Source organism: Agrobacterium sp. 10MFCol1.1, assembly GCF_000381165.1.
GTDB classification, from domain to species: Bacteria; Pseudomonadota; Alphaproteobacteria; order Rhizobiales; family Rhizobiaceae; genus Agrobacterium; species Agrobacterium tumefaciens.
This window is the reverse complement of record NZ_KB906081.1, coordinates 115,682-133,883: the sequence shown is the minus strand read 5'-3', so window position 1 is coordinate 133,883 and position 18,202 is coordinate 115,682. Positions and strand designations below refer to the sequence as shown.

The 18,202-nt window shown below is 58.4% G+C and carries 15 protein-coding genes; 3 read left to right on the top strand and 12 right to left on the bottom strand.

Features of this window, described 5'->3' with window-relative positions; translation table 11 throughout:
• From F617_RS0121880 to F617_RS0121870, 3 genes are all read right to left on the bottom strand, one after another.
• Complete coding sequence (locus tag F617_RS0121880; RefSeq protein ID WP_019566719.1) at positions 1-951, bottom strand: ABC transporter permease; 951 nt, start codon at positions 949-951, stop codon at positions 1-3.
• Positions 952-969: 18 nt separating this feature from the next.
• Positions 970-1,938 carry an ABC transporter permease gene (locus F617_RS0121875; RefSeq protein ID WP_004431345.1) on the bottom strand — a complete coding sequence of 323 codons (969 nt, stop codon included), beginning with the start codon at positions 1,936-1,938 and terminating at the stop codon, positions 970-972.
• Between the two features lie 171 nt (positions 1,939-2,109).
• Positions 2,110-3,675: an ABC transporter substrate-binding protein gene (locus F617_RS0121870; protein ID WP_025594912.1), complete on the bottom strand. Its 1,566-nt coding sequence runs from the start codon at positions 3,673-3,675 to the stop codon at positions 2,110-2,112.
• Positions 3,676-3,843: 168 nt separating this feature from the next.
• Here F617_RS0121870 and F617_RS0121865 point away from each other — a divergent pair, with 168 nt between their 5' ends.
• A complete protein-coding gene (locus tag F617_RS0121865) occupies positions 3,844-5,334 on the top strand; it encodes an amidohydrolase family protein (protein WP_019566717.1) in 1,491 nt (496 codons plus the stop codon).
• Between the two features lie 247 nt (positions 5,335-5,581).
• On the opposite strand, the gene F617_RS0121860 is transcribed toward F617_RS0121865, so the two are convergent.
• The 7 genes from F617_RS0121860 to F617_RS0121830 all read right to left on the bottom strand — a co-directional run bounded on the left by F617_RS0121860 (position 5,582) and on the right by F617_RS0121830 (position 13,552).
• Positions 5,582-6,646, bottom strand: a complete 1,065-nt coding sequence (locus F617_RS0121860; protein WP_019566716.1) for a porin — start codon at positions 6,644-6,646, stop codon at positions 5,582-5,584.
• A 511-nt stretch (positions 6,647-7,157) separates the two neighbouring features.
• On the bottom strand, positions 7,158-9,308 hold the full coding sequence (locus tag F617_RS0121855) for a bifunctional diguanylate cyclase/phosphodiesterase (RefSeq protein ID WP_019566715.1): 2,151 nt from the start codon (positions 9,306-9,308) through the stop codon (positions 7,158-7,160).
• Between the two features lie 341 nt (positions 9,309-9,649).
• On the bottom strand, positions 9,650-10,585 hold the full coding sequence (locus F617_RS0121850) for a 2-hydroxyacid dehydrogenase (protein ID WP_019566714.1): 936 nt from the start codon (positions 10,583-10,585) through the stop codon (positions 9,650-9,652).
• Between the two features lie 24 nt (positions 10,586-10,609).
• Positions 10,610-11,341 carry an amino acid ABC transporter ATP-binding protein gene (locus F617_RS0121845; RefSeq protein ID WP_026331007.1) on the bottom strand — a complete coding sequence of 244 codons (732 nt, stop codon included), beginning with the start codon at positions 11,339-11,341 and terminating at the stop codon, positions 10,610-10,612.
• On the bottom strand, positions 11,322-11,981 hold the full coding sequence (locus tag F617_RS0121840; RefSeq protein ID WP_019566712.1) for an amino acid ABC transporter permease: 660 nt from the start codon (positions 11,979-11,981) through the stop codon (positions 11,322-11,324). Before F617_RS0121840 ends, F617_RS0121845 begins: the two co-directional genes overlap by 20 nt.
• On the bottom strand, positions 11,978-12,682 hold the full coding sequence (locus F617_RS0121835) for an amino acid ABC transporter permease (protein WP_004431329.1): 705 nt from the start codon (positions 12,680-12,682) through the stop codon (positions 11,978-11,980). Before F617_RS0121835 ends, F617_RS0121840 begins: the two co-directional genes overlap by 4 nt.
• A gap of 66 nt (positions 12,683-12,748) precedes the next feature.
• On the bottom strand, positions 12,749-13,552 hold the full coding sequence (locus F617_RS0121830) for a transporter substrate-binding domain-containing protein (protein WP_004431321.1): 804 nt from the start codon (positions 13,550-13,552) through the stop codon (positions 12,749-12,751).
• A gap of 296 nt (positions 13,553-13,848) precedes the next feature.
• Here F617_RS0121830 and F617_RS0121820 point away from each other — a divergent pair, with 296 nt between their 5' ends.
• Together F617_RS0121820 and F617_RS0121815 are read left to right on the top strand one after the other, a co-directional pair.
• Complete coding sequence (locus F617_RS0121820) at positions 13,849-14,169, top strand: hypothetical protein (RefSeq protein WP_004431319.1); 321 nt, start codon at positions 13,849-13,851, stop codon at positions 14,167-14,169.
• 157 nt (positions 14,170-14,326) lie between these two features.
• Positions 14,327-15,349, top strand: coding sequence for a LacI family DNA-binding transcriptional regulator (locus F617_RS0121815; RefSeq protein WP_019566709.1), 1,023 nt, complete (start codon positions 14,327-14,329; stop codon positions 15,347-15,349).
• A 61-nt stretch (positions 15,350-15,410) separates the two neighbouring features.
• Here F617_RS0121815 and F617_RS0121810 read toward each other — a convergent pair whose 3' ends face one another.
• Together F617_RS0121810 and F617_RS0121805 are read right to left on the bottom strand one after the other, a co-directional pair.
• Complete coding sequence (locus F617_RS0121810; RefSeq protein ID WP_019566708.1) at positions 15,411-16,439, bottom strand: proline racemase family protein; 1,029 nt, start codon at positions 16,437-16,439, stop codon at positions 15,411-15,413.
• A 10-nt stretch (positions 16,440-16,449) separates the two neighbouring features.
• A complete protein-coding gene (locus tag F617_RS0121805; protein ID WP_019566707.1) occupies positions 16,450-18,159 on the bottom strand; it encodes an aconitase X in 1,710 nt (569 codons plus the stop codon).
• Positions 18,160-18,202 lie beyond the last annotated feature (43 nt).

The window sequence follows — 18,202 nt, the reverse complement described above, 5'->3', positions numbered from 1 at the left end:
TCACCTCAGTTTCGGATTGAGCGCATCGCGCAGCCAGTCACCCAGAAGGTTGACGGTGACGACGAGCAGGCAGAGCTGGAAAACGGGAAACAACACGATCCACCAGGAACCGGAAAACAGGAACTGGTTGCCGATGCGGATCAGCGTTCCGAGCGACGGCTGGCTGGGTGGCATGCCGATGCCGAGGAACGACAACGTCGCTTCGGTCAGGATCGCCATGCCGAAGTTGAGCGTGGCGGCAACCATGATCGGCGTCAGCGTATTGGGCAGAATATGGTTTGCCATGATGCGGCGCGCGGGAACGCCGATCAGCTTCGCTGCCTGCACATAGTCCTTGCCGGTTTCGACTATCGCCTGGGCACGCACCGTGCGCGCATATTGCACCCAGGCGGAAAGCGCGATGGCGAGAATGAGCACGGCAGATGCGCCGACCTCGCGAAGATTGTCCGGGAGCATCTGTCTGACGACCGTGGAGACGAGAATTGCCACCAGAATTGTCGGAATGGAGAGCGTGATATCGCCGATGCGCATCAGGAGATTATCGGCAAAACCGCCAAAATAACCGGCCACAAGCCCGGCAGTCATGCCGATGACCAGGGAAAGCGCCACCGAGGCGACACCAATGACGATCGATATGCGCGTGCCGTAGAGGATAGCGGAGAGCATATCGCGCCCTTGCGTATCCGTGCCGAGGAGAAAGGGCCATTCGCCGCCCTCCTGCCACACCGGCGGCAGTTCGGCCTTCCACATGTCGAGCGAAGCGCCGTCATAAGGATTCTGCGGTGCGATCAGGGGCGCGAAAACGGCGGCGAGGATTAGGACTGCAAGGATCAGCGCGCTGATCTTGGCCGATCTGCTGTGGCTGAACGACCAGTAGAGATCGCTGTTGCGTATGCGCTTGATGAGCGACGGGCGGGCAGCTTTTGCCGTTTGCGGAAGGTCTGTGGCCATGAAACCGGCTCCCTTCGGTTAGCGCGCAGTGCGCAGACGCGGATCGATCACCGCATATGCAATGTCGACGAACGTGTTGAGGACAACGAAGATGAAGGAAATGATGCAGAGATAGGCCGCCATGACGGGGATATCGAGAAACGTCACCGCCTGTATGAACAGCATGCCCATGCCCGGCCACTGAAACACCGTCTCGGTGATGAGCGCAAAAGCGATGAGCGAACCGACATTCATCGTCGTCAGCGTCACAACAGGCATAAGACAGTTGCGCAGCGCATGGCGGAAATAAATGCGCCAGCGGGGAATGCCGCGTGCACGGGCGAACTTCACGAAATCGGACCGCAGCACCTCCAGCATCTCGGCGCGGACCAGACGCATGACGAGCGTGATCTGGTAAAGCGAGAGCGCGATGGCAGGCAGAATGAGTGCGGCACGCCCCGATGAGGTGAGCAGGCCGGTGGACCACCAGCCGAGCTGCACGACATCACCGCGACCAAAGGCCGGCGCCCAGCCGAGGCTGACCGAAAAGACGAGAATAAGCAGAATGCCGACAACGAAGCTTGGCAGCGAGACGCCGACAATCGACAGGAATTGCAGGCCCTCCGTATACCATTTTCCGCGCCTGATCGCCGTCAGCACCCCGAGCGGCAGGCCGACGACAAGCGATATGATCGTGGCCACCAGAACCAGTTCCAGCGTGGCTGGAAACCGCTCCGCGATCAGCGGCAGCACCTGCTGGCCGTTGCGATAGGAAACGCCGAAATTGCCCTGGGCGGCATCTTTGACAAACCGCAGATATTGCGTTGGCAGACTGTCGTTAAGACCAAGACGCTCACGCAAGGCGGCGCGATCTTCCTGCGACGTCTGCTCCCCCACCATCAGCTCGACCGGGTCTCCGGCAAGCCTGAAAATGAGAAATGCAATAAGCGCGACGGAAAGCATGACCAGAATGGCATTTCCCATACGCTTGATGATGAAAACCAGCATTGTAACCTCTCGGATGCAAACCCGTGGCCAAAAGGCAGGCAGGTTTGCCCATTTTTGCAAGAGACGGGGTACGGGCCGCATGCGCCCGTAACATTGTCAACAATTGCACCGGCAGCGGAGCATTCAGGGAGGCGTTCAGCGAAATGCCCAATGCCTCCCTGATATTCCGGATTACTTGCCGACCTGAGTCAGCCAGTGGCGCGGCTTGTTGTCGGCGCGGAAATCAACGCTCTTGACCTTTCCGAGCATGGCCCAGGCGATGGGCTGCTGGTGCAGCGGAACAAGCATCGTCTCGTCCTTGGCTATTTTCAATGCAGCTTCTTCAAGCGCGAGACGCTTGGTATTGTCCTGCTCGTGTGCTGCCTGATCCACCAGCTTGTCGATCTCGGGGTTAGACCAGCCGCCATAGTTGGATACGCCCATCGCGCCCTTGCGGGTCGACAGGATCTGCGACAGGAACGAGAAGGCATCGAGCGTGGGCTCGTTCGCCCAGCTAAGGTTGAAGACATCGGCCTTGCCACCATTGCGCTTGGGAGACTGTACCGAACGCGGGGCGATGTCGATTGTCGGCTGGAACCCGCCGCGCTTGAGCATGTTGGCAACGCCGGAGCAGATGTCTTCCTCGTTGATGCTTTCGTCATTCATGCAGGTATAGGTGAATGCAAGGTTCTTCATACCTGCATCGGCAAGCAGCTTCTGCGCCTTTGCCGGATCGGCAGGCTGATAGGTATCAAGCGACTTGGCGTAACCCGCAATCTCAGGCGCAATAAGCGAGCCGGACGGTCTTGCAAGATCGCGCATGACCTTCTTGTTGATGAGATCACGATCGATCGAGGCCTCGAATGCCTGGCGAACGCGAAGATCGTTGAAGGGGTTGGGCTTGCCGTCTTCCAGCTTTTCGCGGCGATTGAAGCCGATGAACAGCGTGCGCAGCTCGGTGCGCTTCTTCACCGTGATGTTGGGCGAGGATTCCAGACGCGGCAGATCCTGGATCGGCGCGGAATCGATCAGGTCGATTTCGCCGGAGAGCAAAGCTGCAACGCGGGTTGCGGCCGAGGCAATCGGCACGAATTCGATGCGATCGAGATTGTGTTTTTTCTGATCCCACCAGGAATCGTTCGCGACAAGAACAGTTTTGCTATCGGGAACGCGGCTCTCAAGCTTGAACGGGCCGGTGCCGTTGGTATGCATCGTCGTGTAGCCATCGACCTTGGAAGCGAAGTCGGTCGGCTTTTCGCTGTTGTTATCTTTCAACCACTTGGCATTGAAGATGAAGATATTGGTGATGTCGTTGAGGAAAAGCGAGGTGGGCGCGGTGACGTTCAGATCGACGGTGTAATCATCGACCTTCTTCACGCCCGCAAAAACCGGAATATTGCCGCGCAATGGCGAGGTGGCATCCGAAGCGCGCGTGAAAGATGCAACGACATCGTCAGCGGTAAACTCAGCACCGTCGTGGAACTTCACACCTTTGCGCAGGGTGAAACGCCATGTTTTTTCATCAACAAGTTTCCACTCGGTCGCAAGCGCCGGCTCAATCTTGAAGTCCGGCCCGTAACGCACCAGCCCTTCATAGATATGATTGAGAAAGGCGAGGTTGGAGGTGGAAGGCACCGAATACGGATCAAGCGAGTAAAGATCCGCGCGGCCGCCCCAACGCAAGGTTTCTGCGTTTGCGGGAACGGCAATGGCGGCGGCGGCCATGGCGGCCAGAACGAAACTTCTAATTCGGGACATTTGATCCCCCCTTTTTATAAATCATTGGATAGCCGGCAGACCTACCGGCCGGACAAGGCGGAGTATTGTTTCGCACAGGCGTATTGTCAATAATATTGTTGACAATTATCGTATCCAAAATCGCGAGGTTCTGGATACAAGCTGCACTTCAATGAGGGAGAGGACGAAATGGGGAATTTTCTGCTGCTGCACGGCACGATGGTGACGGTGGATCGCGAAAGACGCATCATCGAGGATTGTGGCCTTGCCATTAAGGGCGACCGTATTGTCGACATCGGTACAGCAGCGCAGCTGGCGCCACGTCACACCGACAAGCAGATCATAGATTGCCAGGGAAAACTCATCATTCCCGGCCTCATTGACGCCCATGGCCATGCAGGGCACGCGCTGATCCGCAGCATTGCGGCCGACACCAACGCCATGTGGATGAAGGTCGTGACGCCGACCTACTATCACTACGTCACACGCGATTACTGGTATGCGGACGGCCTGGTCTCCGGCATCGAGCGGCTTCGCGCCGGCGTGACGACCGGTACCAGCATCATCACCTCGATGCCACGCGCCGACGACCCCGTCTTTGCCATCAACCACGCCCGCGCTTATGACGAAATCGGGCTTCGTGAAATCATCTGCGTTGGACCTTCCGGCCTGCCCTGGCCGCACCCGGTGACCCGATGGGAAAGCGGCTCTCCGGAGCGCCGAAATGTAAGCTTCGAGGAAATGATTGAGGGCAGCGAAGCCACGATCGACGCCCTGAACGGAACGGCAGACGGACGCATCAGTGTTTTTCTGACACCCTTTACCATCGTTCCCTCGGTGGAACCCTCCAACGCTTCAAGCCCCGACCAGGCGGTGAAACTGACGGAAAACGACCGCATGCAGGCACGCCGAATACGCGAGACGGCCCGGAAAATGGGCGTCAGGCTACACTCGGATGCATTTGCGGGACAAATCCGCATGGCGTTTCAGGATAAGGAAAATGCGCTTCTCGGCCCGGATATCCACCTCCAGCATTGCTGGGGCATCTCGCATGAAGAAATCGACATTCTGGCGGAAACCGGCACGCGCGTGACCCACGCCCCGCCGGGCCGCTCAACGCCGATCATGGAAATGATGTCCAAGGGGATTCGAGTAGCCATCACCACCGACGGCGCGGCACCCAGCCGTCACTTCGATATGCTCCAGACCGCCCGTCTGGCGCAATTCACGCAGCACCTGCTGCACAATCACGATCGCTACCTTTTGCCGCCGGGCAAGATATTCGAAATGATTACCATCGACGCCGCCCACGCCATCGGCATGGAAGATGAAATCGGCTCGCTCGAAATTGGCAAAAAGGCCGATGTCGTCGTCATCGACATGCGCAAGCCACATCTGATGCCGATGTGGATGCCGGTGCACCGTCTCGTGCATCAGGTTCTGGGAAGCGACGTCGATACCGTTTTCGTCGATGGCAAGATGCTGATGGAAAACGGCCTTGTTCTGACGACTGACGTCGATACGGCTCTCTCCTTTGGACAGGAAGAGGCACTGGCGCTTGCCGCCCGCGCGGGTCTTGAAGCGCATATGCATGATCCGGGCTGGGGCCGTTTGCTGCGAACCTTCGAAGAGCCAGTGCACCCTCCCCAGCCGCCGGTACCAATGCCTGGCGAGCGATAGCGCAACCTGATCTCCAGGACCGGCAACCCGCCAACCCAGCGACCCGCCCGCAAATGCCCGCAACGACATTGTTGACAAAAATCTGCCGGAACTTTCCTCAAAACAAAATCTCCCCGGCCTGGAGGGGTCCGGGGAGCAAACCTGACATCATGTCAGGAACTTTTACTGGAGCTGGCACTCACCCGCTCAAGAGCGGGGTGGATCTGAGTTATCTAACCAGGTTTATGCTTTTTTCTTGTGTCGGGTATTAGAACGAACGCTCGAGACGAAGGAAGCCGGTCCAGCTGTCGCCACCGCCGTTTACACCCTTCTTGCCGTCCACGTCCTGATAGGTCACTGCAACCTTCGTGGAGAGGCCGGAGGTGATCTTGTAGTTTGTCGCTACGCCAGCGCGCCATGCATCGCGGTTGCCAACGAAGTCGTTGTTAGCACCGATATCGATCGTGCCGAAGTACTGGAAACCGGGGGTAATGGTCAGCTTGTCAGTTGCCTTGATTGCGTATTCAGCGGCAACCGACCATTCGGATTCTTCGTAGTAGTAGTTGGCGCCGGAAGCCCATACGCCGGAGAGGCCAAGGGTGCCCGGACCGATGTCAGCCGTGACGATTGCACGGATTGCACCGTTTTCCTGGTTGGTGTCGTAAGCGCCGAGCAGGTTGGCCTTAACGCCGCCGAACTTGCCGCCGATGATGGCGCTTACGCCGACATCGTTCGTGTTGGTCTTGAACTTGCCGCCCTTTGAAACGCCAAGCTCAGACGTGCCCTTGCGCGAGCCTTCCAGCTCTTCAGCAGCGGCACCAACGTAGAAGGAGCCTGCGTCGTAGGTGTAACGGATGGCGTTCAGACGGGTGCGGTTGGAGCTGAGCTGGTCATACTCGCCAGAGAGGCCGTCATCCCACCAGTTGTAGTAGAAACCGACCTTCAGGCCGCTGAGTTCGATGAAAGCCTGATCGAGAACGATGTTACGGTCAGTGTCGTTGTCGGCCTGGCCACGAAGACCGATGTAACCACGCAGAGCGCCGAGTTCGGTGTCGGTGCGGGTGTCGATGTTGAACTGACCGCGCGTCGTGGCATCCCAGTCGGAAGTGCCGGACTGGTTACGACCGAAGTCGGTCTGGAAACGAACGTAACCGTCGAACTTCAGGCAAGTTTCGGTGCCGGGGATGTAGAAGAAGCCGGTGCCGAAGGCGTCGCAGACGCGAACATATTCCATGGGCTCGGGTTCGGCAGCGACGATAGCGTCAGCGGCCTGTGCGCCGGATACTGCTGCGAGAGCGGCAGCGGAGCCGATGAGGAGGCTCTTGATGTTCATTTTTAATCTCCAGTCAAAAAATTTTTCAACGAATGCGCAAAACTGAGGGCTGGTCTTTTCCCTGCCGCCCGCTTCTCTGCGCTGATTCAGCAAATGGCAGAAATTACGGAAGACTCGCAATTCAAATCTAAAGAATACAAATACACTTAGAGAATACATTCAAATCACGTAGTAAAATTACAACAAATTAATAGTTTAATATATAATATATAAATGTTTTATTTGGTTATTTCGATATTTATTACTTAGTTATAGCGCAAATTAGTTCTAATATTTTTGAATTATAATACCAGAACAAACTTGCGACCAATCCCGCAATCGCTTGGGAAAGGCATCAAGTGTCATGGATGAAGATGAAGGGATGCGGGCTTTCAATGCCGCGTGGGGTCGCAAGAAGGGTGATATAGCCGCACTCCCTCCCGACGCCACTATGCGGCAAAGACAGCGCAACGTGCCTTCCGCCAATTCGCGCCCGGCGAATCCGGTTAGAGGCAGGCCACCGAGGTGGGAATTATTGCATGTCGTTCGATAGACCAGCGGGGAAAGTCATCATATTCCCCAACATTGCCTCGATCGCATCCGCCTGCACCGGGCGGCTGAAGTAATAACCCTGCCCATAGGGGCAGCCGGCAGCGCGCAGAAACGCTGCCTGCTCGCCGGTCTCGACGCCCTCGGCAATGACATCGATGCCCAGAGACCCCGCAAGCTGGATCATGATGGAGACGATGGCGCTGTCCTTGGTTTTTTCCGGCAGATGGGTGAGGAACGACCGATCTATCTTCATGCACGATAGGGGGAAGGTCTTGAGCATGCCGAGACAGGAATAACCGATGCCGAAATCATCCAGTGCAAGGCTGACGCCCATCTCCTTGATGACGCGCATGATCCGCACGGATGTTTCTACATCCTGAATGATGAGGGTTTCGGTGATCTCAATTTCCAACAGAGACGGTGCAAGGCCGGATTGCGTGAGCGCAGACCTGATCTGCTCCACAAGGCCGCCCTGAAATTGCCTGGGTGAAATATTAACCGCCATTTTGACGGGCGGCAGCCCGGCATTGCACCATGCCTGCGCCTGAAGGCAGGCTTTCTTCAGAACGCTTTCCCCAAGTTCAACGATGAGGCCGGTTTCTTCCGCAAGGCCGATGAATTCCGCGGGGCCGAGCAGACCTTCCGCCGGGTGCTGCCAGCGCACCAGCGCCTCCACGCCGCTGATGCGACCGGTCAGAAGGTCGACCTGCGGCTGATAGTGTAGAACGAACTCGTCCCTTTCCACCGCCTTGCGCAATTCCTCGATGCGGGTGAACTTCTTCCTCAGATCATCCGCCATGCGCGGCGTGAAGGTTGCAATGCCATCTCGCCCGCTATGCTTGGCCTCATACATCGCAAGATCGGCCGCAGCGACAATTTCCGCCGTGGTTTCCCCGTGCTCCGGGAAAAATGCCATGCCAATGCTGCATGTGACCTTGATATCGTAGTTGCCGAGGCGCAGCGGCTGCGAGACCGCAGCCCGGATATGTTGCAGGCGGCTTTCGAAATCGTCCTTGTGCTTATGCAGAATGATGACGAACTCATCCCCGCCCACCCGCAGCACCAGATCGTTTCGACCGAGACTGCGCGAGATGCGCTCAGCCGTTTTTGACAACAAAGCATCGCCAACGCTGTGTCCGAGCGTATCGTTGATCTGCTTGAAATTATCGAGATCAAGAAAGCCGATGCCGACATGCCGCTTCGCTTTTGCCGATTCTGCCAGTATTTCCGGCAATCTCGTATCCAGAAAGCGGCGATTGGGCAGCCGTGTCAGCATGTCGTGATCGGCAAGAAACGCGATATGTTCCGCCGCCCGTTTGCGATCGATCGCAAGACCCGCCATGCGCGCGGCGGCGGCGATGAACTCCAGAAGCCCCGCATCCGGTGTGCGGCCCGCCAACATGCACCAGACGAAACCGTGCGCATTGCCTTCGCTGGCGGGAATATCGAAACTGAAGGCCACATTACCGGCGGGATAGGTCAGGCTTTCGGGATCGCTGACGCTGGAGATGAGCGCGACCACCCCCGCATTCTGTGCAAGCGCCGGTGAGGCATAGACCGAGGGTTCGCCGGCCGCGGCATCGAATACGCGAACAGCGCAGGCAAGACCCGTAGCGAGGTTTTCGATGGCTTTCACGAATTCTTCGAGAAAATCCTCGATACGCGCCGCCCCAACAATCATTTCGAGAATATGCGCCTGCGCCTGAAGCAGTCGCTCCGAGGCTTTCTTCTGCGTAATATCCCTGGATGCACCAACCACACCGATGATCGCGCCGTTCTTGTCCTTAAGCGGCACGCGCGACATCATCAGCCAGCGGTCGATATCGCCGCGCATTGCGCGTTCCTCAAAACCGAGATCCGGCTCTCCCGTGCGCATCACCCGCGCCTCGGTCTCTGGAATGCCGGCACGCTGCGCCGCATCGCCGTTAATATCGTAATCGGTGAGACCGATCAGTTCCTCGACTGTGTCGAAGCCGTTTTCGGTGACGATGGCACGGTTGGCGAAAAGAAAGCGGCCTTCCAGGTCCTTGGCGTAGATGAAATCCGGCACATGATCGATCATCGCTTCAAGCAGCGCATGCCGGTCGGATGTCGGCGCATCGGACTTCGTCCGCGGCGGCCGGTTCTGCAAGCGTGACTTCGGGCCTTTGGAACGCAACTATCCGCCTCGTTACTGTATAAGGAAGCAGAATAGTAGGATTATACATATTATATAAATATGAACGGCGGCGGGGGATTGAAGCGAAATGGCGCGACAAATACCGCGCGATCAGATTGTCGGCAAAGGCAAAACCTCTCCTGCAACATGCCAGCCTTGAGCCGGCATTGAGCCACGGCGCATCTGCGCCGTGAAACAAGCTTTTCCCATTCAATACTTCATAGCACTGAACCGTGAGCTGCAGGACTTCGTAGTCAATCTCATGCAGCTGCAACGGCTGCAGCGTTTGACTGCAACCGTCAATTGCTTATCCATCACACGACAGGTGTGGGGAGCTCTTTACCGGCAAAATGCGCGTCGAGATTGGCGAGAACCAGATCGGCCATGGCGCGCCGGGTCTGGTGCGTGCCGCTGCCGATATGCGGCGCGAGCGTGACGTTTTCGAAGGTGAAAAGCGCCTCCGGCACACGTGGCTCATCTTCAAAGACGTCAAGCGCTGCGCCACCGATCGTGCCACTCGAGAGCGCCTCGACCAGTGCCTTTTCATCCACAAGCGAACCACGCGCCACGTTAACGAGCACACCCTGGGGACCGAGAGCCTTCAGCACATCCGCATTGACGATATGACGCGTTTCGGCGGTGGCGGCGGCGGCGATGATCAGCACGTCGCAATTGGCGGCCAGCGCTTCGATGCTGTCGTGATAATCATAGGGAACATCGCGACGGTCTCTGGCGGTGTAGGAAATGCGCGCATCAAAGCCTTCCAGTCTTTTGGCGATCGCCTGACCGATGCGGCCAAGGCCAAAAATGCCGTAGCGGCGGCCGGCCACACGGGTGGAAAGACCCATATCACCCTTCAGCCATTGCCCCGTGCGCACATGCTGGTCAGCCTGCGGCAGCTTGCGCGCCTGCGCCAGAACAAGACCGAGCGCGAGGTCAGCGACATCCGCCGTCAGAACATCCGGTGTGTTGGAAACGCGGAAACCGCGTCGCTTGGCTTCCGCCAAATCCACCTTGTCGAAACCGACGCCGTTGATGGCGACGATCTCGAGATTGGGGAGTGCGGCGCCAATATCCGCCGGCAGGCCGATATGGCCACCGGTGACGACGCCGCGGATTGCAGCACCCTTTTCAGAAAGGAATGTCACCTTGTCTGCCGCCTCAAACAGGCGATGAACAGTGAAGCGCTGCGCGAGTTCTTGTTCCAGTGCCGGGATCAGCGGGCACAGTTGTACGATTTCAGTATTCATGGATATGTCCTTGTGGATCAGGCGCTATTTCACATCGGCCTTGACGAATTGCCGGAGTTCCGGTGTTTGCGGATCGGCGAAGAGTTCTGCCGAGCGGCCCTGTTCCCAGATCTTACCCTTGTGCATAAAGATGGTTTCGGTCGCCACACGGCGTGCAAAGGCCATTTCATGGGTAACAAGGATCATGGTCATGCCACCCTTGGCGAGGTTTTCCATGACCGTCAGCACTTCCTCCGTCAGTTCGGGATCGAGTGCAGAGGTCACCTCGTCGAACAGCATCACCTTCGGCCGCATGGCAAGCGAACGGGCAATCGCCACGCGCTGCTGCTGGCCGCCGGAAAGCTGGTCGGGATAGGAATCGAATTTCTCCGACAGGCCGACGAGTTGCAGAACCTCACGGGCAATGTCCTTCGTTTCCGACTTTGCCACGTCCTTGACGATGCGCGGAGCGAGCATGATGTTTTCGCCGACCGTCAGATGCGGGAAAAGATTGTAGCTCTGGAAGACGATACCGACATCGGTGCGCAGCTTGCGCAGCGCCGTGGCATCTCCGCCCAGCGCATGGCCGGCAATTTCGATGCGGCCCGAATTGATCTTCTCCAACCCGTTCATGCAGCGCAGCAGCGTGCTCTTGCCCGAGCCGGAGCGGCCGATGAGGGCGAAAACTTCACCACGGCCGACCGTCAGCGACACGCCTTTGAGGACTTCCAGAGCGCCAAAGCTCTTGTGAACGTTTTCAACGATTACTTCCGGCATGAAGCCTCCTTTCCAGCCAACGAGACAGCTGGGACAACGGGTAGCAGACGATGAAATAAAGCACGGCCACCGCGACGAAGACGCGGAACGGCTGGAACGTGGCATTGTTGATAAGCTGCCCCGCTCTCGCCAGTTCGACGAAACCGATGATTGATGCGATGGACGTATTCTTGACGACCTGAACGGCAAAACCGACGGTCGGCGGCAGGGAAATGCGGATCGCCTGCGGCAGGATGACGTAGCGATATTGCTGGACGCGGGTGAGAGCCAGCGACTCGGACGCTTCCCATTGCTGCTTCGGCACCGCCTGGATGCAGCCGCGCCAGATTTCGGCGAGATAACCCGACGTATAGATCGTCATCGATGCGCCGGCGGCAATCAGCGGTGGCAGTTCAAGTCCGGCAAGGCTTAGGCCGTAATAGGACAGGAACAGGATCATCAGCACCGGAATGCCCTGGATAACCTGGATATAGGTGCCGGCAGCGATACGCAGCGCCTTCAGATCCGAGGTGCGGGCAAGCGCCACGAAGAAACCGACGAGGCCGCCGCCGATGAGCGCAATGATCGTCAGAAGCACGGTCCATTGCAGGGCGGTGAGCAGGAAGCCGAACTCGTTCCAGCCGAAAGTTCTGAGTGTCATGACTGCACCTCCGGCAAGGCGGTCATCGTCTTGCGCGCCACGCGGCGGCCGAACAGCCACATGCCGACAAGGGCAAGGATGAGCCGCAGGCTGAGCGCCAGCGCAAGATAGATGAGCGTGACGACGATATAGACCTCGAAGGAGCGATAGGTCTGCGATTCCACGAAGGCAGCGGCGGCCGCAAGCTCATGGGTGGAGATGGCCGAACATATGCTCGATGCCAGCATCATCAGCACGAACTGGCTGCACAGCGAAGGATAGACCTTGGCGATGGCAGGCACGATGATGACGTGACGATAGATCTGATATTTGGTGAAGCCCAAAGCCTCGCCCGCCTCGATCTGCGACTTGTGCACCGCCTCGATGCCGGCGCGGATGATTTCCGTGGAATAGGCGGCAAGATTGATTGTCATGCCGATCAGAGCTGCCGTATCGGCTCCAACGCGAAAGCCGAGCCCCGGCAGACCGAAATAGACGATGAAAAGCTGCACAAGAAATGGCGTGTTGCGGATCACCTCAACATAGCCGTCCACGATAATGCGGACGATGCCGCCATTGATGGAACGCAGCGAGGCTAAAAGAATGCCGAAAGCGCAACCGAGCACGATGGAGAGGACCGATAGCTTGATCGTCAGCCATATGCCGCTCAACAATTCGTTCTGATATTGGGCAAGCGCGCCGAATTGAAATGTATAGGACATGCGTCACTCCGTGGACATTTCCCGGCCCGCCGGAATTTCTCCCGGCGGGCGCGTTGAATGGCTCAATCAGAAGCTTGGCAGTTGCGGCAGCGGACGGCCGGTCCACTTCACCGAGATGCGGTCGAGATCGCCCGACATCTTCATGAGATAGATGGAGGTGTTCAGCCACTGACGCAGCTCGAAATCCTCAATCTTCGTCGCCATGGAATTGCCCTGCTGGAAGAAGGTGAACCCGACCTGCAGACCGGCTTCCGGACGCTGCTTGATGATCGCCTCACCCACCGTGGACGGCAGGGCGACGGCATCCACCTGACCGGCAAGCAGAGCCTGGGCGCTGGTGGAATCGTCTTCGTAGACGACGATTTCGAGACCTTCGACATTGGCCTTGCGCAGCGCGGTTTCCTGCGAGGAACCGCGATTGACTGAAACACGCTTGCCCTTGAGGCTATCAAGATTTTCGAATTTCTGGTCCTTGCCGGAGATGATGTCCATGTTGAAGGCGCTGTAGGGCTGCGTGAACATGACGGTCTTGGCGCGTTCACCGGTCGGAGCGAGCGTCGCGACAAGGAAATCGACCTTGCCGGTCTGGAGCGCCGGAATACGGGCCGGCGGCGTCAGCGGCACCAGTTCGACCGGCAGCGACAGGTAAGAGCCGATCAGATTGGCGACATCAACGTCATATCCGGAAGGATTGCCCTTCTCGTCCACCATACCCATCGGCGGCGCGCCGGTGAGAACGCCGATCTTGACCTTGCCGCGCGCGGTGATCTCGCTGAGCGAGACGGCATGGGCCGAAGTGGTCGCGGCAAGCGTTGCTGCGGCAACACCGACTGCGACGGTCATGTTCTTCAAAAATCTGGAAATGCTCATGGTTTCTCCTCCAACCCTTTATTTGCCGTCCGCACGGGAACAGCGGCCTTTGCGCAAACCGAAAAATGTTCTCGATAACATTTCAACCCGGTTTGCAAAAAACTCCTCCCAAGAAGACGCGAAGATCCAAAACCGTTAGAATTTCCCATGAAATTCAATGATTTTGGCTGGTTATCGATTTTCCTCTGGTCGACACCATTTCGCGTTCTTGGCAGGATCAATAATGCATGTTATCGGTATCATTGCAAGTCCGATCTACAGAACTGTTGCATCGGGCATTCATTCGGGAGGGAACCATGTATACACGCTCGGCAATTTTTGAAGGCAAGATCCACGCCGGTCGGGAGGAGGAGTTTTTCCGCATCGTCGAGGAAAAGCTTCTGCCGGTCTGGAAACGCATGCCGAACGCGCAGGCGGTGCGCGTCATGCGCACCGAGCGTACGGACCCCGACGCGGCGGCCATCATTATGGTGCAGGAAATCGACTATCCGTCGATTGAGGCTGTGGAAGAAGCGCTGGTTTCGCCGGTCAGACTGGAAGGCCGGGTGCTGACGGACGAGATGATGAGCATGTGCGACGGGCGTTTCTATCACCTCGTCTACCGTCGCATCGCATAAATCCGGTGCACGCCGCACCGATCTGCAATCATGCGGCGTGCTTTCCCTTGATATCTTCGTGTATGTCTTGTCCTGAACCGGTTCTAATTCAGGGAGACATGCTTTGGTGGAGCGCACGCCCTTGGCCGCAGCGTTAGTCACGTCAAAAAAAGCAACCATGAGCGACGTCTCGAAACTCGCGGGCGTCTCCAAGATGACCGTTTCGCGGGTGCTGGCCGATCCGGCGCTGGTGTCTGAGGACACGCGCCAGAAGGTGATGAAGGCCATCGAGAAGCTGGGCTATGTTCCAGATAGAATCGCCGGTTCGCTGTCTTCCCGGCGCACCAATTTCATCACCGCCATCCTGCCGACGCTCACCAACTCCAACTTCGCCGACAGCGCACAGGGACTCGCCAATGCTCTGCGCGCCGCCGACTACCAACTGCTGATCGGCTATACCATGTACGATCTCCAGGAGGAGGAGCGCGTCATCCGCACCATGATGGAGCGCCGGCCCGACGCCATAGTCGTTGCCGGAACGGTGCATACCAAGATGGCGAGCGAAGTTTTGATGCGCGCCGGCATCCCGATTGTGGAAATCTGGGACGTTCCCGAACATCCCATCGACCATGCGGTAGGCTTTTCCAACTACGAAGTGGGAAGAAACGCCGCCAAATATTTAATATCGCTTGGATTTAAGAGAATTGGCGCACTGGGATCGCGTGCGGATGGCGACGTGAAGGACTGGCGCGGCGAAAGCCGTCTGCTCGGTTTTGGTGCTGCACTTCGCGAAGCCGGCATTGCCGACGACCTCATCATCCGCGAGGGCAGCGCCCCAGTCTCCTACGACCATGGGGCCAAAACGCTCGGCTCGTTGCTGGCGAAGGCGCCGGATGTCGAAGGCATTTTCGCGGTCTCCGATATTTCCGCCGTCGGCGCACTGATGGAGTGTCATCGTCGCGGCATTCGCGTTCCCGAACAGATTTCCATCCTCGGCTTCGGCGATTTCGACATCGGCCGGCAATGTTATCCGGCGATTTCAACGATCCGTGTAGACGCCCAGATGATCGGCCGCAAAGCGGGCGAATTGCTGCTTTCCATATTGGAAGCGGAAAAAGGCGCTGCCGTTCCCGAAGGTGCGCGGGTGGATGTCGGGTTCGAGTTGATCGTCAGGGAGACAACGAAGCGGGTGGGCGGGTGAGGAGTTCCCTCCCTCATCCCTGTGCTGGTCACAGGGATGAGGGAAGTACGGTGTATCGTCCTTATCGAGCGCCCCAAGTGTCCGTCAGACGATACCCTTCCGGCCATGGATCGGAAGGATCGAGCATGTGCTGGTGAATGCCGGTGATCCAGCCACGGCCGGAAATTTCCGGCAGAATGGCCGGGCGGTCGCCCACCGTTGTCGTTCCCAGAATGCGCCCGGTAAAGGTGGAGCCGATGAGCGACACGGCCGTCAGCGTTTGGCCTTCTTTCATCTCACCGCGTGCATGCAGCACCGCCATGCGGGCCGAAAGCGCCGTACCGGTCGGTGAGCGATCCACCTTGCCCGGCTGGATGGCAACGGCGGCACCTGCCCGCAGGCCCTCAGCGGTGCGCTCCACCTTGCCCGCAAACAGGCAGAAGGAAAAATGACGCCAATCGGGGTTTTCGGGATGCTCGAAACCCAGAGCCTTGTTGGCGGCATTGGTGATGCGCACGCCGAGACGGGCAATCTCGTGCGCTTCATCCGGCTTCAGGCTGAAGCCCATCGCCTCGGCGTCGACGATGACGAAACTGTCGCCGCCATAGGCCGTATCCACCTTCAACGTACCGAGACCCTCGACCTCGAGTTCTACATCGAGCTTCGCGGCAAAGCTCGGCAGGTTCTGCACGAAAATGCGTTCGGCCTTGCCATTGCGGCATTCGGCACGCACCTTCACAAGCCCGCCCGGCGCTTCAAGCAGCATATGGGTTTCCGGCTCCTGCATTGGCACGATACCGCCATCCAGAAGCACGGTGGAAACGCAGATGGAGTTGGAGCCCGACATGGGCGGGGTATCTTCCGGCTCCATGATAATGAAGGCGGCATCCGCGTCAGGATGTTTTGGCGGCACCAGAAGATTGACATGGCGGAACACGCCACCGCGCGGCTCGTTGAGCACGAAATTGCGCAGGGCCTCATCGCGGGCGATGAAACGGCTCTGTTCCCAGATCGTCTCGCCCGGCGGCGGCCTGACGCCGCCCACGATCACATCACCCACCTCGCCTTCCGCATGGGCGGAGATGACGTGAACTGTCTTGATACTGCGCATTTAGTGCTCCTCAGGAAAGCCAGGATGGAAGACGGGAAATAGCACGACCGGTCAGTGCGCTTTCAACACAGTCGGCAAGGCTGCCGAAACGCACCGCGCGGCCGCTGAGGCCAGGACCGTAGTGGGCGTACTTGCCCGAATTGGTCATCAGCGCGCGCGTCCTGGTCGGAAAGACCGGTTCGGAAATCGAGCACCAGCAGAGATCAGGCAGTACCTGGACGCCACTGTCATGCAGGCTTTGCAGGGTGCCGTCCCGTTCTGCTGCGTCGATGACCTGCTGTCCGGCAGTGACGATGACGGCAACATTTGCATGACGCCTGCGTCCGTTGAAGGCGGACGCCAGCGCGCGGCATTCCTCCAGCGAGGCATGCGGGCTGCCGATGGCAACCAGTTGCACATCCTCTGGTCCCTCATTCAGAAGCGACCAGCCTGCGGCCATATCAGCAAGCGAAACCGTGACGGTTTCCGCCGTTTCGACCGGCTCCAGTCCCGCTTCCGGGGTGACGCCCTCGATATGCAGCATGGGAGCCGCAGACGTGGTGCCGAAAGCGGCGCAGAGCGCCTTCAGATCATCCCGTGAAGGCTTTGCTGCGCCAAGACCGCGCAGAAGCGGAATGCAATCGGGGGCTGCCTTCCCAGCGAGATAACCGATGAGCGGCCAGAAGGCGTCATTGATATCCTCAGGCAAAGCGACATCGACAATGCGTTGCGGTCGGCGGTTTTCCTCAAGATAGACGCCGGACAATGGCGCCCTGCCCGTCAAGGCAATGCAGAGATCGAGAAAATCCGGATGTTTAGCCGTGCGTGCGCCGAGAACCGTATTTGCGAAAATCACGGCATTCGATTCGGCCCAGGCGATCATGTCGCCGGCCTGCGGCGCGCTGTCGAGCAGATATGGCGAACAGGTGAAGGTGGGGCGACAGCCCATGTGTACATAGGCATCTGCCAGCCTTGCGGCGGGATCGCCGAAATCCTCCGGCACGCCCTGCGCGCGCCAATGCGCCTTGTCGACCGAGATAGCGTTCATGGTCGTCGGCACGCGCACGCTTGCGCCCATCTCCGCCATCTTCTCCGCAAAGGTGAGATTGGCTGGGCTGGCATAAATGCAGCCGTCAATATGACCCTGCGTGACATCGACGAGCGCTGACGCCCCCTGCTGGGCGGCCATGGCGACAATGATGCGCATTGCCTGCTGCACGGCAATGCCATCGCGGCCCTCGAGCATTGCCCTGTCGTCATTCTTGAGATCGAGATGCGTCGTCGCAGGCGGCGCTATCGCGAGGGAAACGCCATCAGCCTCAATGGTATTTTCATCGATACGCACATGAGAGGCTTGGGAGAGCCGCGCGAAATTCTCCGCGTCCAGGCGCAGCACCGGCAGGGGCTTGCCGAACATTTCCGAAGCGATCAGCGCGCCGAGCGTCAGCACGTCTTCGGCCTCGCAGAAGACAAGCGCTGAGGGTGCGCGGCCCGTCAGGATAAGATCGAGCAAAACGCCAGAACCGGTGCAGGAGCCACGGCTTGACGGCATGAACAGCACACCGCCGGTGAGACAGACGCCGTGCAGCGGGTGGTGCACGTCAATCACCTTGCCTGTGGCGGGATCGACACCGCCCCAGAAACTCAGCGCCTCAGTCGTGGCGATCACCACGCCTTCAGCCGCGCCCGGCAGGATGCTGCGCGCCTGAGGAACGGCTGTTGTCGAACCGGAAGAAGACATCGAAAATCTCCCCAAAAGCATTTCCAGTAAAAGTGCGTAGCGG

Bases quoted from the DNA above. Each gene is read 5' to 3' on its own strand.
- F617_RS0121880 (WP_019566719.1), bottom strand. From the start codon at position 951: ATGGCCACAGACCTTCCGCAAACGGCAAAAGCTGCCCGCCCGTCGCTC.
- F617_RS0121875 (WP_004431345.1), bottom strand. From the start codon at position 1,938: ATGCTGGTTTTCATCATCAAGCGTATGGGAAATGCCATTCTGGTCATG.
- F617_RS0121870 (WP_025594912.1), bottom strand. From the start codon at position 3,675: ATGTCCCGAATTAGAAGTTTCGTTCTGGCCGCCATGGCCGCCGCCGCC.
- F617_RS0121865 (WP_019566717.1), top strand. From the start codon at position 3,844: ATGGGGAATTTTCTGCTGCTGCACGGCACGATGGTGACGGTGGATCGC.
- F617_RS0121860 (WP_019566716.1), bottom strand. From the start codon at position 6,646: ATGAACATCAAGAGCCTCCTCATCGGCTCCGCTGCCGCTCTCGCAGCA.
- F617_RS0121850 (WP_019566714.1), bottom strand. From the start codon at position 10,585: ATGAATACTGAAATCGTACAACTGTGCCCGCTGATCCCGGCACTGGAA.
- F617_RS0121845 (WP_026331007.1), bottom strand. From the start codon at position 11,341: ATGCCGGAAGTAATCGTTGAAAACGTTCACAAGAGCTTTGGCGCTCTG.
- F617_RS0121840 (WP_019566712.1), bottom strand. From the start codon at position 11,981: ATGACACTCAGAACTTTCGGCTGGAACGAGTTCGGCTTCCTGCTCACC.
- F617_RS0121835 (WP_004431329.1), bottom strand. From the start codon at position 12,682: ATGTCCTATACATTTCAATTCGGCGCGCTTGCCCAATATCAGAACGAA.
- F617_RS0121830 (WP_004431321.1), bottom strand. From the start codon at position 13,552: ATGAGCATTTCCAGATTTTTGAAGAACATGACCGTCGCAGTCGGTGTT.
- F617_RS0121820 (WP_004431319.1), top strand. From the start codon at position 13,849: ATGTATACACGCTCGGCAATTTTTGAAGGCAAGATCCACGCCGGTCGG.
- F617_RS0121815 (WP_019566709.1), top strand. From the start codon at position 14,327: ATGAGCGACGTCTCGAAACTCGCGGGCGTCTCCAAGATGACCGTTTCG.
- F617_RS0121810 (WP_019566708.1), bottom strand. From the start codon at position 16,439: ATGCGCAGTATCAAGACAGTTCACGTCATCTCCGCCCATGCGGAAGGC.
- F617_RS0121805 (WP_019566707.1), bottom strand. From the start codon at position 18,159: ATGTCTTCTTCCGGTTCGACAACAGCCGTTCCTCAGGCGCGCAGCATC.